Below are 16,649 nucleotides of genomic sequence, written 5' to 3' on the forward strand. Positions count from 1 at the left end.
ATTATAAAGCGCATAATTAAACTTACAAATTTTTCATATTTTCACGCAATGCTATTTGTTATACTCGAAATTCGTGATTTTGAGGAAGTTTTGTGTGAGCCGACGTATTTATCAGGCATTGTTTATTGTATTTATTATTGCCTGCAGCCTGCTCTTTTTTAAAGAAGTAAAGTCATCGCTAGTTAGTATTTCGCACATCGATAAGGTTGCTCACTTCGTTGTGTTTTTTGTATTAACAGGCTTTTTAAAACGCGCGGTAAAAGCCCCGTTCTGGTTATATATCGTAATTTTGGCAGCGTATGGTGCTGGTGTGGAATATGTGCAAGGCATGCTTCCTCATCGCCAAGCTTCATTTGCTGATTTTGTTGCTGATGTTGCAGGTATTCTTAGTTACTTAATCATCAGTGCTGTATGGCATAAACGCTATGCAAAAGCGAAACAAAGTGAACAAGCCTAAGCTGTATATTGTTGGCCACGGTGCCATTGGCTTATTGTTCGCCCGATTGCTGCGCACAGCATTTGATATCAAACTGATTGTACGCTGCAAAACCAAAAACTCAGCGCACATAACGGTTACAGCGCTTGACCAATCTGTTGAAACATTCTCGCTCGAAGCCGTAACGATTGATGAAATAGACGCTATCGACAACCTCTTTATTCCAACCAAGTCTTACCAAGTCGCAGACGTTTTAGCTCAACTGCAACATAAAATAAGCAGCCGCGCCACCGTGATATTGAGCCATAATGGCATGCCCAACTTGACGGCAATTAACCAAGCGCTCGCAACACAAAATCTGTTTTTCTTAACCACCAGCATGGCTGCACTTAAGCACGCAGATTTTGCGATAGCACACACTGGCTTTGGCGCTAGTTTTATTGGCGCATTAAACGCTAACACCGAAAAAACACCAACAATCGAGCATCTTTTAACAGCCATACCAAATATCACCATAGAGCAAAACATTAACGCATTGCTGTGGCAAAAATTGATTATTAATATTGCGATAAACCCATTAACTGCGACGTATCAAGTTAAGAATGGCGCGCTTATCGCACCACAATATGCCAGCGATATTATCGGTTTGCTCAATGAAGCGGTGTTTATTGCAAATAAAGAAGGGGTGGAAATATCGCTCAGTAGCGCGCTTGAAAGTGCCTACAGGGTAATGCGCGCAACTTCGCAAAACTACTCTTCAATGAATCGCGACGTGTTTAAACAGCAGCAAAGCGAAATCGACAGTATCTGTGGTTACATCCATAAAAAAGGGGCTGAATATCGCTATTCAACCCCGTTTAACTCTCGCTTTTTAGCGCTTATTCAGGACGGTACACCTTAACGTTAGTGTAGCCTTCTTCATGTAAGATCAGCGCTTGTAATTGGCTCATTACACCCTTTTTACAATAGAGGTAATAGTCTTCACCTTTTGGTAAATCACCAAATTGTGTTGCTAACTTATAAAACGGTAAGTGTTTAACTTCAATACCATCAAGCTCTAGCGGGTCGTTGTCTTCTTCTTCCGGCGAGCGAATATCAATCACGATCGCGCCTTTTGGTAATTCAGCTGCCGATTCCGCTTCTTTAACTTCTTCTTTAGTTTCCGCTTCAATCTCTTTAATGCACATAATACGTGCATTATTTACAACGGTATCAAGCACGTCAAAATCGAAGTTTTCTTCTTCCGCGATAATTTTATCAAGCTTTGCTTTTACCGTTGGCTTTTTAGAAATAACGCCACAGAACTCAGGCATAGCTTCAGCCATTTCAGAGGTACCAATGCTACGAGCAATATCGATAATTTCTTGCTTATCGTGTTGAATAAGCGGGCGTAAAATTAGCGTTTCAGTCACGCGGTCAATCACATTTAAGTTTGCTAATGTTTGACTCGATACCTGACCTAAACTTTCACCGGTTACTAACGCATCAATGCCAAGTTTTTGCGCAATTGCGCTACCAGCACGCATCATCATACGTTTAAGTACCACGCCCATTTGGCTGTTTTCGATGTTTTCTAGAATTTCAGCAACAACAGGTTCAAAGTCTACTTTGATAAATTTCACGCGGTGTGTCGAGCTAAATTGTTTCCATAAATAATAGCTGGCTTGTTTCACACCAATCTCGTGTGTTGCGCCACCTAAATTAAAGAATAAGAAGTGAGTACGCGCACCTTTACGCATCATTAAATAACTCGCAACGCCTGAGTCAAAACCACCCGACATTAAACTTAACACATCTTCTTGAGTAGGAAGCGGGAAGCCACCTAAACCAAAGTGCGTTTCTTTAATGATGTAAGCAAATTCGTTTTTAACTTCTACTTTTACCGTGATTTCAGGTTTTTGCAGTTTTACCTGTGCACCTTCAACATTCTGATTTAAACCACCACCAACGTAACGCTCTACGTCGCTTGAGGTAAAATCGTGCTTACCTTGGCGTTTACAACGTACGCAGAAGGTTTTGCCTTTTAAACGCTCTTTGTTAAGTTCAAGTGCAACTTGGTAAATATCATCTAACGATTCAAAGGTGGTTTCTTGTACTTCAATAAATTGCACAATACCCGGCACGCGCTTTAGGGTATCGATTAAACCAAGGCGAACTTCTTCATCTTGGCTTTTACACATCACTACGATGTTGTCCCAGTTTTGAATTACTTTCGCATCTTCATGAACGCGAATAACCATGTTTTTAACGTTCGATGCTAAAAGCTTGGTAAAACGTTTGCGAACCGATTTACTTTTAATCGATATTTCTGGGTGTAATTTAACAATAAACTTGAACATACATCATTCTCAAAGCGACAGTGAATTTACTATTATACCAAGACTCAGTCCCTTGTTGAAAGTTTAGTTTAAGCACGCTAGTTATATCTGCTATGTGTTCTGTCTCGTTTCCAAGCTGTTTACATCTGTTAAATCATAGCCTTGCAATTCAATTTCGCTTAGTGTTTTATAGCCAAAGGCATATTGACCTAAGTTGTTACTGTAGCGTAATGCCGTTGTCTTTAATGGAATAAATCAGGGCGTGACAATTAGTTTTCCTAACAACTAACAGCGCTTAGCGTTTGCTATTAGAGCCCACAGCATAAAAAGTAAAATAACGCCATGCATTTCAGTGCAACACTTTCTAATTTTCTAAGGATAGTATTAATGCAAAAACTCACTTTAACGGCGCTTACCGTCGCTGTATCTTTAGCGCTTTCAGGCTGTAACAGTACAACCTCTTCTTCGACTCAAGCGCAATCAACTAGCGCTGCAATTAACTTACCGAGTGTTGACGTAAGTTATGACTCTTTTACACTGGATAATGGCTTAAAAGTCATTGTTCACACAGACCGAAAAGCACCGATTGTCGCTGTAAACGTTTGGTATAACGTTGGCTCAAAGCATGAAAAGTTAGGCAAAACAGGTTTTGCCCATTTATTCGAGCACTTAATGTTTAACGGTACAGAAAACTATAACGATGAGTATTTTGGTCCATTCGAAAAGGCCGGTGCGACTGAACAAAACGGTACTACAAACAACGACCGTACAAACTACTTCCAAAACGTACCAACGACGGCATTAGATATGGCGCTTTGGATGGAATCTGATCGTATGGGTCACTTGCTTGGCGCCATTACCCAAGAAAAACTCGATGAACAACGCGGTGTTGTACAAAATGAAAAACGCCAAGGTGAAGCGCGCCCTTATGGCAAAATGTGGGGAGCAGTAGCGGAGAATACATTCCCGAAAGGTCACCCTTACTCGTGGTCTGTTATCGGTTCAATGGAAGATTTAAATGCGGCGTCACTTGATGATGTGCACCAGTGGTTTAAAGATTATTATGGCCCTAACAATGCCGTATTAGTGCTTGCTGGCGACATTGACGTGGCAACTGCTAAAGAAAAAGCGAACAAGTACTTTGGCGACATCAAGCCAGGTAAGCCTGTTGCGCAAATTGATGCATGGGTTGCTAAGCGCACTGGTACTAAACGCATGACAATGCAAGACCGCGTGCCGAGTCCTCGTATTGTTAAAGTATGGAATACCGCTGAAAAAGGTACCGCTGATAGCGAGTATTTATCACTGCTTGCAGATGTACTTGCCGGTGGAAAAAACAGTCGTCTGTATAAGCGCCTAGTCTATCAAGAGCAAAAAGCATCAATGGCATTTGCCTTTAACTACACTCGCACTATGGCGGGTCAAATTATGATTGGTGTTGATACGCTACCGGGTGCAGACTTAAACGAAGTAGAAGCGATTATTGATGAAGAACTTGCGAAACTACTGAATGAAGGCCCAACAAGTGAAGAACTAAACCGTATAAAATTCTCAAACGCGGCAAGCTGGGTAAAAAATGTTGAAGGCGTTGGTGGTTTTGGTGGTAAGTCAGACATTCTAGCATCAGGCATGGTGTACCATGGCGACCCTGTTTTCTATAAAAAGCAGCAGGCGATTCAAAACGCCGCAACTCCTGCTGATATTCAACAAGCAGGTAAAAAATGGTTAACTGATGGTGATTTTGTACTAACAATCGAACCGTTTGAAAAGCTTTCACACAACCAAACAGGCGCAGATAGAAGTAAAGTACCAAGCGTTGATTTATTACCAGAACTTAAGCTACCTGAAGTGCAAACAGCACGCCTAAACAACGGCTTAGAAGTTGTGTTAGCACAGCGTTCTGACACGCCAAGTATTAATATGGAACTTAATTTTGACGGTGGCTTCTCATCGACTACCGACGATAAAGCTGGCCTTGCGCTCTTTACAATGAAAATGCTGCGCGAAGGCACCAATGAGTTATCAAGCTTAGAGCTTGCTGCAGAACTAGAAAAAATTGGCGCGTCACTTTATTCAGGTGCAAGCTTAGATAACGCTGATGTAAGTTTAAGTGCATTAAAAGTGAATTGGCAGCGCAGTGCTGAGTTATTTTCACAAGCGATACTTAATCCTGCATTTAACGAGCAAGATATTGAGCGTATTCGTAAACTTACAATTGATGGCATCAAAAAAGAAAAATCAACACCAATGAGCAATGCATTGCGTGAGCTGCCACCGCGTTTATACGGCGAAAATCACGCATATTCGCAACCTTTAACTGGCTCGGGTTATGCAGCAACCGTTAACAGCTTCACTCGTGACGACCTAGTTAATTACAAAAACACTTGGTTACGCCCTGATAACGCTCGCTTAGTTGTGGTTGGCGATATTTCAATGGATGAGCTAACCGCAACACTAAATACTACGTTAGCAGACTGGCAGGCGCCAAATTCTGCAAAACCTACGGTAAGCTTAACGCAGGTAACACCGGCGCAAACAGCTAAAGTATATGTTCTCGACAAGCCAGATACACCACAATCACTGATTGTTGCCGGTTTACTTGGCCCAGATCGCAATAGCTTAGCTACTGATCAAGATATTAAGCTGGATATTATGAACACCATTATTGGCGGTTCATTTACGTCACGTATTAATATGAATCTGCGTGAAGATAAAGGTTGGTCATACGGTGCTCGCTCTGCATTGCTAAACTATAAAGGCCAATCTCCTTTCTTTGTTTATGCGCCAGTGCAAACCGACAAAACCAAAGAGTCGATTCAAGAGATTTTAAAAGAGCTAGAAAACTACACTGGTAAAAAACCAGCCACTGACGAAGAGCTAAATAAAGTTGTCAGTAACAAGGTTGCTAAACTACCAGGCCGTTACGAGAAAAAGTGGTCGTTACTTGGCTCGCTATCAAGCGCATATAAACGAGGCAAAGATGTATCTGACCTTGAGCAATATGGTTCAAAAGTAAAAAACACCACACTTAATGACGTGAAACAACAAGCTAAAAGCCTTATCAAACAAGACCAAATGACTTGGGTTATTGTGGGTGATGTGGCAAAAATTAAAGCGGAACTTGAATCACTTAACTTAGGTGAAATTGTTTACCTAGAAGATTAACGAAATAGGTAAGTATTAATTTATAAAGCCGCAACTACGCGGCTTTTTTATTGAAATTAGGACAACAACTTATTAACTAACAGATTTTGGTGTGAAGTCGTGGGTAAATATTCTAAACAACTTAATCGCCAATGGCACCGCAACCTTACCAGTTTTAAACTCATCCATCGCAGATTTTAGATCGCTGTATTTGCTATTTTTTTCTGTTTCTAAATTAATCATGCCCATTGTCCACTTGGAAAAAACACGTTTTTCAACGGGTTCAAAATACATCAAATTACAGTCTTTATGACGCTCATCACGCGCAATTTTTTGATACAGCGAATCTATTGTACTTTGTTCACCTTCTAGCACCTGTAGCAACCAACCGCCGTTATAAAAAAGGCACCCGGTAATGCCTTGGCTTTCATTAAACGTGCGAGCTACCTCTAAAATATCTGAAAAATCTTGATTTGAAAGCGTGCGAGTTTCTCTACTTTGATAAATTAATTGGTGCAGTGACATAAATAGTTCCATGGCTTAAAGTTCAACTTTAAAATATATAGACTGTTATCTTAAAAAGGTCACTGTTTATAAACAAAAAAAGGCCGCTAAGCGACCTTTTTACCAAGCGAGTAAACTATATTTACGCGCGTCGTTGGCGCAGTACTTCAAACAAACAAATGCCCGTTGCCACTGATACATTTAAGCTTGAAACTGTACCAACCATTGGTATTTTAACCAGCTCATCGCAGTGCTCACGGGTTAAGCGACGCATACCTGAGCCTTCTGCGCCCATCACAATTGCCATTGGGCCGGTTAATTTAGCATCAAATACTTCAACGTCTGTTTCACCTGCAGTACCAACAACCCAAACACCCATTTCTTTAATATCACGCAAGGTACGCGCAAGGTTTGTTACCTGCACTAAAGGAACCGTTTCTGCCGCACCACAGGCAACTTTACGCGCTGTGCCATTCAGTTTAGCTGACTTGTCTTTCGGTACAATAATCGCATCTACACCTGCTGCATCAGCATTACGTAAACACGCACCTAAGTTATGCGGGTCGGTTACGCCATCAAGTACTAATAAAAACGGCGTGTCGCTATTGGCAATTATCTGATCGAGATCTTTCTCGTTGTACTTTTTACCCTCTTTTACGCGGGCAATAATCCCCTGGTGCTGTTCACCCTTGGCTTTATCATCGAGTGCTTTACGCTGCATAAATTGAATTGATACACCGAATTGACGCGCTAGGTTAATAATTGGATTGAGGCGTTTATCTTCGCGGCCTTTTAGCGCATAAATTTCGATAAAGCGTTCAGGTTCTTTATTTAAAATTGCTTCCACTGAATGAAAGCCAAAAATTAATTCGTTACTCATTTAATTAGCTCTTAGCACGTTTTCTTGCATTTTTACCCGGACGCTTTTTAGCAGCCGAAGCTTTTGATTTGGTTTTGCTAGCAGACTTTTTACCTGCTTTGCTTTTCTTGGTCGGCTTACCTGATGATTTACCAGCAGGTTTTGGTTTGCCCTTGCCCTTACCTTTGCCTTTATCCGGAATCGCACCTGCACGCAGTTGGTCGCGCACACTGGTTGCTTCATTTACGGCTTTTTGAGCACGACGGCGTGAATAACGGTCTTGCCTTATTTCTTCACCTAGCGTTAAATTAATACGGCGGTCATCAAGGCTAACAGAAGCTACTTGCACGTCAATTTGATCACCCATACGGAAAACTTTACGGCTGTTTTCACCAATTAAACAATGTTTTTTACCATCAAAATGATAGTAGTCATTACCAAGTGACGTAACATGCACCATGCCATCAATGTATAAATCATCTAAGCGCACAAATAAGCCAAAGTTCGTTACCGATGAAATAACACCACTAAATACATCACCTACACGGTCCTGCATAAATTCGCACTTCAGCCAATCAGCCACTTCACGAGTCGCATCGTCAGCGCGGCGTTCGGTCATCGAACACTGCTCACCTAGCTGATCGACCTCATCTTGAATATAGGCATATTCACCCGATGTTTTTTGCCCCTGCTCTTTGATAACGGCTTTAATTGCGCGATGCACAACTAAATCAGGATAACGACGAATTGGCGAGGTAAAGTGTGCATAGGCTTTTAATGCCAAACCAAAGTGACCTATATTATCTGCCTGATACACCGCTTGCTTCATTGAGCGTAACAACATGGTTTGAATAAGCTCAATTTCAGGGCGTTTTTCTAAACGGTCAAATAACTCGCCAACTTCTTTTGGCGTTGGCTCTTGCGGCATAGTAACTTCAATACCCAGCTCACCTAAAAACTGGCTAAAGTTCATTAGCTTTTCAGGATCAGGCTCATCATGCACACGGTAAAGCGCTGGCGCTTCGTGTTTTTCTAATAACTTAGCTGCAGCAACGTTCGCTAAAATCATGCACTCTTCAATCAGTTTATGTGCATCGTTGCGGCTCAGTGCCACAATTGATTCGATTTTACGCTGCGCATTAAAAATAAATTTAGGTTCTTTGGTTTCAAACTCAATTGCGCCGCGCTCTAAACGCGCCGCTTTCAGCGTTTTATACATTAAGTGTAATTCACGAATATGCGGCACAAGCGCTGCATTTTCTTCACCCAATGCACTTTCATCACCGCCAAGTAACTCACCTACTTTGGTGTAAGTTAAGCGCGCATGCGAATTCATTACTGCTTGGTAAAAACGATAGCCCGACAGTTTACCTGTTTGCGATACCGTCATTTCAGCCACCATACACAGGCGATCTACTTTTGGGTTTAAACTACATAACCCGTTAGACAGCACTTTTGGTAGCATTGGAATGACTTCTGACGGGAAGTACACCGAGTTACCCCGTTGAATTGCTTCACGGTCTAATGGGCTGTTTTTGCTAACATAGTGCGATACATCAGCGATCGCGACCCATAAACGCCAACCACCTGACTTTTTCGCTTCACAAAATACCGCATCATCAAAGTCGCGTGCGTCTTCGCCGTCTATCGTTACCAGTGGTAAATGACGTAAATCAATGCGCCCTTCTTTGTCTTTTTCAAGCACTTCATCGGTTAGACCAGCAATTTGCTGCTCAAGATCTTTTGGCCATTGATTTGGAATATCGTGATTACGCAGCGCAACTTCAATTTCCATACCCGGCGCCATATGCTCACCAAGCACATCAATTACTTTACCAAGTGCGTTCATACGCTTGCTTGGGCGCTGGGTAATTTCAATTTGCACCATTTGATTGTGCTTAGCATCACCTTCAAAGCCCGGCAAAATCATAATATCTTGGCTAATGCGCGGATCTTCCGCTACCACAACTGCCATACCATGCTCACGGAAAAAACGACCAATAATCGGCGCTCTTTCACCTTCAAGCACACGTACAATTCGTGCATCGCATTTACCGTTTTTACCAAAACTAGCTGGCTTTGCTAATACACGGTCGCCGTGCAGCACTTGCTCCATTTGGTGTTTTGGAATAAACCAATCTTTACCGCCTTCATCTAGCTCTAAAAAGCCAAATCCTTCGCGATGTCCAATCACTTTACCTTTTACCAAACCGACTTTATCAGGAATGCAGTAACATTTTGATTTATTGAATAGCAGCTGACCATCGCGCTCCATTGCGCGTAAACGGCGTTTTAAAGCGATTTGACGCTCTTCTTCAAACACGTTTAGTTCGCCACATAAATCGGCAAAGTTGGCAGGTTTAGTTCGGTTGCTGATATGCTCAAGAATAAACTCTCGGCTCGGCACTGGATTGTCGTATTTTTGTTGTTCGCGGTCTAAATAAGGATCTTTTTTCGGCATGAATTCGCACTATCTATGAAAGTGCTTTTATTTTAAACCATTTAGCCACTGGGTGACAGGTCATTTCTGTGACAAGTCGCTTTGCACGCGCTTTTGTTTGTCAATTTCAACGACTAAACCATCAAAAGCCAACACTAAATCGCCGGTGTAGTGGCTTTTAGCCTCGTTTTCTAGCGGTTCCAGCACGCCTTCGCCATGGTAGCGGCTTGAAAAATGAAACAGCGCAATGCGCGGAATATGGTATAACTCGGCAAATTCAGCAATGCGCTTGGCATCACTATGCCCGGTATGCAGCCCAACTTTATGTAAATCACTGTGAGTAAACGTGGCTTCGTGCACCAGTAAATCGATATCTTCAACCGCATCGGCCAGTAATTTAGGCTTTTCATTGTCGCCACAAATAATCACCTTGCGCGGTTGCCAGCTAGGAAAAGTATATTCTTCGGCATGTAATAACTTACCTTGGTATTCCACATCGCTTCCTTTTTGCAGCACATTAAAATGGCTGCCCGTTGCAACACCGTCATTAGCCAACTTTTCAAGATGCAGTTTTCGCGGAATATTTTGCTCCGCGATTTTAAAGGCAACACTTGGTACGCGGTGTTTTAACGAGTGAATAGACACCTGACAAAAACTAAAATTTAGTGCATGTTCTATCGCTTCAATCTCACTGCAAATTAACTCAAACCCCGTTTCCATTTGGGTGAATTTAAGTGCGCTTAATACAAAATCAATCACTGCTTTTGGCGCCACTAAATGCACAGGCTCTTTTCGCCCCGCCAACGAAATAGAGGCAATTAGCCCCGGCAAGCCATAACAATGATCACCATGTAAATGGGTAATTAAAATTACTGATAAGTGATAGCTCGCCAGTTCACTTTTTAAAATTTGATGCTGCGTTCCCTCACCACAATCCACCAGCAGCCACGACTTAGTCGAGTCAAAACTCACCGCAGTGGCACTCACATTACGATTAAGTGACGGACATGCTGACGAAGTGCCTAAAAAGTGAATTTTCAAATTATTAGCCTATGGTGTTGGAGTTATTGGTTAAATTGTAGAGGAGATTGATTGGGGATGGAATTGGTGGAGAGTTTGGCTTGATGTAATTTTATTAAGCATTTGTATTTATTCCATATAGTATCTGCCTTATAAGCTTATTTTACCTCCCTGTATTTCATAAAGCCCATCCATGGGCTCCATGTTACTTTTCTTTGTCGCTGTGTGATCAATCAGTCAATGCAACACACTCTTTAAATTTGTCTAACGGTGTACAAAATCCAAGAGTTTTTCTCGGTCGACTATTAAGTGCTTGTGCTACATCATCTAATTCCTCCTGAGAATATATTGATAAATTTGTACCCTTCGGGAAGTATTGTCTTAACAATCTATTAGTATTCTCATTTGAGCCTCGTTGCCAAGGACTTTGAGGATCGCAAAAGTACACATCAATATTTGTTTGTTCTGAAAACGTTTTATGACCTTTGAGCTCTGTACCTCGATCCCAAGTCAACGATTTATATAAACTACTAGGTAATTTTTGAGCATGCTTTATTAGTTGAGGAATGACATTATGCGTGCTTTTATTTTTTACTTTAACAAGACATACATACCTAGTTTGCCTTTCAACTAATGTTGCTATATAGCTTTTTTGACTACCTTCAATAAGGTCACCTTCCCAATGACCTGGTATAGCCCTATCTTCAATCGAAGCGGGGCGTTCACTAATTGAAATTAGCTCTTGAATATGACCTCTTTGGTTTTTTTCTTTAGTTCTAGCTCCTCTTATTCTTGGCTTGGAGCGAAGGCATTTAAGTAACTCTTTTTTCAATACTCCCCTAGTTTGGATATATAAGCTTTTATAGATTGTTTCGTGAGACACGTGCCAACTCTTATCATTTGGGTATTGTAACTTTAGCCAACCAGCTATTTGTTCAGGTGACCACAAATTTTTTAACTTATCAGCTATTAATAATGCGAGTTCTTGATTTAATTTTAGTTTACAAAGTTTAGGTCTTTTAGCACGTTTCCAAGCTTTATCGTCAGCGGCACAAGCCCTGTATTTATGAATACCGCCGTTACGTGATACTTCTCTACTTATAGACGAAGGCGCTCGTTTGAGTTCTTTAGCAATTACCCTAAAAGACTTATTTTGAGCTATACCTCGTGATATTTCTTCTCGTTCATTTAAAGACAGATGATTCTTAGAGCGTTTTCGTTTAAACCGTTTTACACCACCATATTTAGATAAAACATGATAAATTGAAGGCGCTTTGCGTCCCAATATATTGCCGATAGCACTCAAAGATTCACCAGACTTCCATCTTCGCCAAACTTCATCTTTTTCTTTATCGGTAAAACGAACAGCTGAACTATTACTCATTAACAGGCTCCACTTTTATGAATAAATAAAGTGTTGCACTGATTAATTGAATCTACAGCCAAAGATAAAGTAACCAAAAGAAAGGCGACCGCACTATCAAACTTAATCCTCAAAACAAATTTGAATTTTATGATAAACGCCATGAATCAGCATCCATGCCTCAGCATGGCTTGCTCGACCGCTTCGCTCCCTGTCTTGCATTATCAATTCAAACTTGATTTTCGGGTTTGATATAAGCGGATGGTAATCTCAGCAACAGCCTTCAAGGTCGCAATTGAGCGAATAGCTGTCATTAGTGAATTAGTTTTCAACACTGATTTTATGTCCAGTTGCTATGAGTTTCTCCTATATTCAGGAAAACGACCCATTTGGTCGTTTTTATCCTTTTCATAATTTCTAAAATGATTAAAAGTTTATCTGTAGCAACAAGTTAGTTAGTGTGGTAGAACTGGTACAATGATAAAAATAACCCATGGCTCGGTAGAAAAACGACCCAATGGGTCGATATTAAATTGTAGTACTCAACCGAGAATGGAGATATTAAGTTGAGAAAACCAAGGTTATTTATAGCTTCATCTGTTGAGAGCTTATCGGTTGCAGAGGCAGTAAATGTAAATTTGGATCATGAATTTGAAGTCACTTTATGGAAAAATGGTACATTCAAACTTTCATCTTCAGCAATTGATGATCTTGTAGAGAAATCATCCTTTGTAGATTTTGCACTCTTTATTTTTGCTCCAGACGATATAGCAACGATCCGAAGTAGAAATGAACACGTGGTAAGAGATAACGTAATCTTTGAAATGGGTTTATTCGTGGGGGCAATCGGCAAATCTCGTTCGTTCATATTAAAGCCCCGCAATATAGATATGCACCTTCCAACTGATTTATTGGGAGTAACCCCTGCTGATTACGACGCCAATCGTTCTGATAGTGATTTGGTATCAGCAACTAATCGAGCTTGTTCACTTATAAAAGCAGAAGTAGAAAGGCTAGGCCTAATTAATCATGAAAGCCTCTCAGAATCTAAAAAAATAATTGCCAATCCATCGAGCTATGAACTCAAGGAACAAGACTATAAGTTTTTAGCAGCTTGCTTACAAAGCCATACTGCAGACCCTGTGGGCTTACCGTTTCATAGAATTTCAAATAGTTTTCGCGGTACAAGCGAAGCGGCCATACAAATATCATTAATAAAGCTTGAGAGAATGGGGTATTTGAGCAAAACAATAGAAACTGATCATCAAGATGGCTACGACTTTTATGCTTACTCAATTACCGAGATGGGAGTCGATGTGCTTTTGCAGAATGAGGACGTCCTTCTGCCAAAGAATCCTGGAGCTCTGCGAGGCTTTAAAAGTGATGTGCCATTCTAGTGCTAACAAGCACATGTTATCAGACTGATTTTCGCTGCACTTCAAATCAGCCGCAAATACAGGAGTTAGCTGTTTCAATATTATCTCGGAGTTTAGATGGAGCTAATTAATTTTTGGTACTATTTATGCCACCTTTCTTCTAAGCAAAAAGCTGAGCAATCTGAATTCATGCCCTACTCAGAAGAAGATGTATATAATCGATTTCTTGGTTGCTCACTGATCTTTATCTGGAAGTCATCTACCTTGGTTTTCTTTTTAGCATGTGTATTTTTTGTAGCAAGACGCCTTGGCATGCTGATGTCAAACGAAGACCTAAATGTAGCAGCATTTGTGCTGCTAGCTGTTGCAGGTTATTGGATTCTGAGTTTTTTAGTTCGTAAAATATTTAAGTTCGGTTTTTTTCATGGAAATTACAATATATACAAAGATATTGAAAAAAGTTTCATTTTAGACATTTTGTATCGAGTCACATTTGTAAGCTTTTTTATTCTTTCAATGATAAGCAGTGTTTTACTTCTAGAGTCTGTTCAATATTGGTATTTGCCTATTATGTTCGCATATTTAGGTTTTTATATATTGAATATGTCAATTAAGAGAAAAGTTACAAAAAACAGCTAACAAGCCAATTATGGCAAGGACGAAAAACGCTTGGCTGGCGCTCATTCTTCGCTAATTTTAGCCAAGCATTATCCGCATTTTATGCGGTCGTTAGGTGAACGGGGAAAACCATTGAATGCATCGAAGTCTTTTATATTTTTTGTTCTTTTACTTCTAAATGGGTGTACAACAGGTCAACTTTATTACTTGGATAAAAATGGTGATAGAAAGCTAGCTTGTGATGTGGAATTTACTGGGAACCCGTGGGTTGATAAGTACGCAGTAGAATATTCACTTAGCTTGTGTGCAAAAAGTGTCGTGAAAAAAGGCGGAACGGTGAAAGAAGTACACCTTTTAGATATTGACACATCAATTCCCAGTCCACCATGTGGAGCCAGATGGAATCACGACTTAGCTAAACAAATGTATAAATCTGATGAACTGTCAAAAAAAGAGTACGGTTACATCGTGGCACATATTGACTTAGGTTTGGCAAAAGTTAATAAATGTTCACCTAACAAACCAAGTCAGTCGGATTCGTAATATTGTCGCGCTTGGGGCGTTATATAGCTATGGAAAGTAGATGACCTTTGACGAAGAAGAAATTCTTTTTGAAAATATTAAATCTGGGCACAATGATAACTACCTTATTGCTGACACTACATGGCGATTCTTTCTCAAAATTGAAGAGGATAAACTCTATATGTGTCAATCCAAAAAAGTTGGCTGGTGTTCTGAAGCCCCTGGCGATTTGGGTGAACAATTTAATTTTGTAGACGTTGTTTCGGTTTCCAGTGATAAAATCATTTTGAAATTGAAGGACAAAATAAAAAGCATTGAAGTGGTAAGTTCTGATGCAAGCCACTACTTTGGGCGGTAAGGTTTAGTGTAGACGCCACATAAGAAGCCATTACAGTGCGGGACTCTACGGATGGCAGTTGATGGCACTAAACTGTCTTTAGAAGCAGGTATACCGATTCACTCCATACCCCTTAATCAAACCTGAAAACATTATTTAAATGAATAATGCGAGACAGGGCGCGAAGCGGTCGAGCAAGCCATACTGAGGCATGGATGCCGATTTATGGCGTTTATGTTCACATTTAAATTATGTTTGAAGAGTCAGTTTGATTTTGGGGCACGTTTTTTGGTTCGTTTTTGTCGTGTAACAAAAATGAACAAGAGAGCGCCATGGATGGCGCTAGATAAAAGCAAGGAAGCTGCCGTCGCCAGCGCGACAAATACGCTTTCAAATTTGTACAGTAGCAAAGACTAAACGCCACCAATATGAGATTCTGACACAGGGTCAATCTAAATAACAGCTGATAACATTCTCAGCAAACAACATCAAATAATCAAAGTTCCCTTTCATAATGCACTGCTGGAATATCCCCTAGCGGATCGCTATGCATGTACTCTTTTACAAACCTCATTCCGAGCTTTTCCATTACGCCAATAGAGCCTACATTCTCTTTTAACGCAATTGCACTAATATGCGTGTACTCAGGCATTAACGCAATTTGCTCAACTAGGGCATTAGCAGCTTCGGTTGCATACCCTTTACCCCATGAGCTTTGCTTAAAACGCCAACCTAGTTCAAGGTTATGCCACTGAGTATCGGTTTCATCATTAAAGAAATGCATTGGCCTTACTAAAATCCAGCCAATAAACTCACCTGACTCTTTAATGTTAACTTTCCAAAGACCCCAACCTTTTTCTTTATTGGCATACTTTGCCATACGCGGTAAAAACACTGTGTGCTTTTCTTCCATCGTGGTTGGCTTACCACCATTTAAATATTTCATTACCGCAGGGTCTTGGTCGAGCTCAAATAAATCATCGATATCTTTATCAGTGATAAATGAATATTTAAGACGTGAAGATGATGGCTGCATTTTTTATACTCCTGAGCGGTAATTAATGTGATTTTTGGGCTGAATTTTTCTTATTTTTTTCTGATTTGTGATTCTAACACTACTTTTTAAAAGGCCTTTAGTATTAACTGTTACCAAACATTAATAACAGGAAATACCAATGAATTTAATTAAAGGACTATGCCTAGCATTCGCACTTTTTGTATCAAATGCCATTGCCCATCAATATGAAGGTGATTGGCAATTTATTAAAGGTGAATACAAAACGCCATCAGGTGAAGTACTAAAAGCAGATAACGCAACACTTGTGGCAATCAAAACCGTGAAAGGCGATAAATTTGCCTTAAACAATATGCAGCAAGGCGAATTTTTAGGGTATTTAGCCGGTAAGTTTACCATAGACGGCGATAGCTACAGCGAGCATATTGAAAAAGGCACTTCAAATGAGCACCAAGGTAAAGTGTTTACCTTTAAAGGTTGGCTTGAAACCAAACAAGAACACGGCCAAGAAGTTATTTACTGGCATCACAAAGGATTGGTGAATGGCACAGAAGAAACGGAAGTTTGGCGTAAACTTGCTCGCTAAGCGGCACATCTTATTTTAATTCAGAACCCAACCCTTTCTGAATAAAAGGAAACCAATGCGGTTTCCTTTTTCTTTCAGTGACAAAGACCACGTTATTATGCAAAATTAGAG

At 40.4% G+C, this 16,649-nt stretch carries 15 protein-coding genes; 8 read left to right on the forward strand and 7 right to left on the reverse strand.

Annotation, left to right across the window (positions count from 1 at the left end; translation table 11 throughout):
• The first annotated feature begins 94 nt into the window (after positions 1–94).
• Together ACXAFE_RS11955 and ACXAFE_RS11960 are read left to right on the forward strand one after the other, a co-directional pair.
• On the forward strand, positions 95–457 hold the full coding sequence (locus ACXAFE_RS11955; protein WP_475152868.1) for a VanZ family protein: 363 nt from the start codon (positions 95–97) through the stop codon (positions 455–457).
• The gene (locus ACXAFE_RS11960; protein WP_475152871.1) at positions 426–1,337 is read left to right on the forward strand and encodes a ketopantoate reductase family protein; all 912 of its coding nucleotides are present in this window, start codon (positions 426–428) and stop codon (positions 1,335–1,337) included. The genes ACXAFE_RS11955 and ACXAFE_RS11960 overlap by 32 nt, the downstream gene beginning before the upstream one ends.
• Here the strand turns inward: ACXAFE_RS11960 and thiI are convergent.
• Complete coding sequence (gene thiI, locus ACXAFE_RS11965; protein ID WP_054981462.1) at positions 1,315–2,775, reverse strand: tRNA uracil 4-sulfurtransferase ThiI; 1,461 nt, start codon at positions 2,773–2,775, stop codon at positions 1,315–1,317. The genes ACXAFE_RS11960 and thiI overlap by 23 nt on opposite strands.
• A gap of 366 nt (positions 2,776–3,141) precedes the next feature.
• On the opposite strand from thiI, the gene ACXAFE_RS11970 reads away from it, so the two are divergent.
• Positions 3,142–5,919: a M16 family metallopeptidase gene (locus ACXAFE_RS11970; protein ID WP_475152876.1), complete on the forward strand. Its 2,778-nt coding sequence runs from the start codon at positions 3,142–3,144 to the stop codon at positions 5,917–5,919.
• 72 nt (positions 5,920–5,991) lie between these two features.
• Here ACXAFE_RS11970 and ACXAFE_RS11975 read toward each other — a convergent pair whose 3' ends face one another.
• The 5 genes from ACXAFE_RS11975 to ACXAFE_RS11995 form a co-directional block, all read right to left on the reverse strand.
• Entirely contained in the window at positions 5,992–6,423 is a 432-nt protein-coding gene (locus ACXAFE_RS11975; RefSeq protein WP_475152881.1) for a BLUF domain-containing protein, read from the reverse strand.
• Between the two features lie 121 nt (positions 6,424–6,544).
• Positions 6,545–7,282 carry a 23S rRNA (guanosine(2251)-2'-O)-methyltransferase RlmB gene (rlmB, locus tag ACXAFE_RS11980; protein ID WP_010562064.1) on the reverse strand — a complete coding sequence of 246 codons (738 nt, stop codon included), beginning with the start codon at positions 7,280–7,282 and terminating at the stop codon, positions 6,545–6,547.
• 4 nt (positions 7,283–7,286) lie between these two features.
• Positions 7,287–9,722 (reverse strand): ribonuclease R, encoded by a 2,436-nt coding sequence (gene rnr / locus ACXAFE_RS11985; RefSeq protein WP_475152886.1) that lies wholly within the window; start codon positions 9,720–9,722, stop codon positions 7,287–7,289.
• A 60-nt stretch (positions 9,723–9,782) separates the two neighbouring features.
• Positions 9,783–10,742, reverse strand: a complete 960-nt coding sequence (locus ACXAFE_RS11990; protein WP_475152888.1) for a ribonuclease Z — start codon at positions 10,740–10,742, stop codon at positions 9,783–9,785.
• Positions 10,743–10,950: 208 nt separating this feature from the next.
• Complete coding sequence (locus ACXAFE_RS11995; RefSeq protein ID WP_475146905.1) at positions 10,951–12,105, reverse strand: IS30 family transposase; 1,155 nt, start codon at positions 12,103–12,105, stop codon at positions 10,951–10,953.
• A gap of 545 nt (positions 12,106–12,650) precedes the next feature.
• On the opposite strand from ACXAFE_RS11995, the gene ACXAFE_RS12000 reads away from it, so the two are divergent.
• From ACXAFE_RS12000 to ACXAFE_RS12015, 4 genes are all read left to right on the forward strand, one after another.
• Positions 12,651–13,481, forward strand: coding sequence for a TIR domain-containing protein (locus ACXAFE_RS12000; protein WP_475152890.1), 831 nt, complete (start codon positions 12,651–12,653; stop codon positions 13,479–13,481).
• Positions 13,482–13,577: 96 nt separating this feature from the next.
• Complete coding sequence (locus ACXAFE_RS12005; protein WP_475152894.1) at positions 13,578–14,099, forward strand: hypothetical protein; 522 nt, start codon at positions 13,578–13,580, stop codon at positions 14,097–14,099.
• Positions 14,100–14,129: 30 nt separating this feature from the next.
• Positions 14,130–14,621 carry a hypothetical protein gene (locus ACXAFE_RS12010; protein ID WP_475152896.1) on the forward strand — a complete coding sequence of 164 codons (492 nt, stop codon included), beginning with the start codon at positions 14,130–14,132 and terminating at the stop codon, positions 14,619–14,621.
• Positions 14,622–14,661: 40 nt separating this feature from the next.
• Positions 14,662–14,958, forward strand: a complete 297-nt coding sequence (locus ACXAFE_RS12015) for a hypothetical protein (RefSeq protein WP_475152900.1) — start codon at positions 14,662–14,664, stop codon at positions 14,956–14,958.
• A gap of 475 nt (positions 14,959–15,433) precedes the next feature.
• Here ACXAFE_RS12015 and ACXAFE_RS12020 read toward each other — a convergent pair whose 3' ends face one another.
• Positions 15,434–15,973 carry a GNAT family N-acetyltransferase gene (locus tag ACXAFE_RS12020; protein ID WP_475152904.1) on the reverse strand — a complete coding sequence of 180 codons (540 nt, stop codon included), beginning with the start codon at positions 15,971–15,973 and terminating at the stop codon, positions 15,434–15,436.
• 139 nt (positions 15,974–16,112) lie between these two features.
• On the opposite strand from ACXAFE_RS12020, the gene ACXAFE_RS12025 reads away from it, so the two are divergent.
• Positions 16,113–16,538: a hypothetical protein gene (locus ACXAFE_RS12025; protein WP_475152906.1), complete on the forward strand. Its 426-nt coding sequence runs from the start codon at positions 16,113–16,115 to the stop codon at positions 16,536–16,538.
• The last annotated feature ends 111 nt before the right edge of the window (positions 16,539–16,649 follow it).

The organism is Pseudoalteromonas sp. ABV4_021, assembly GCF_056159365.1.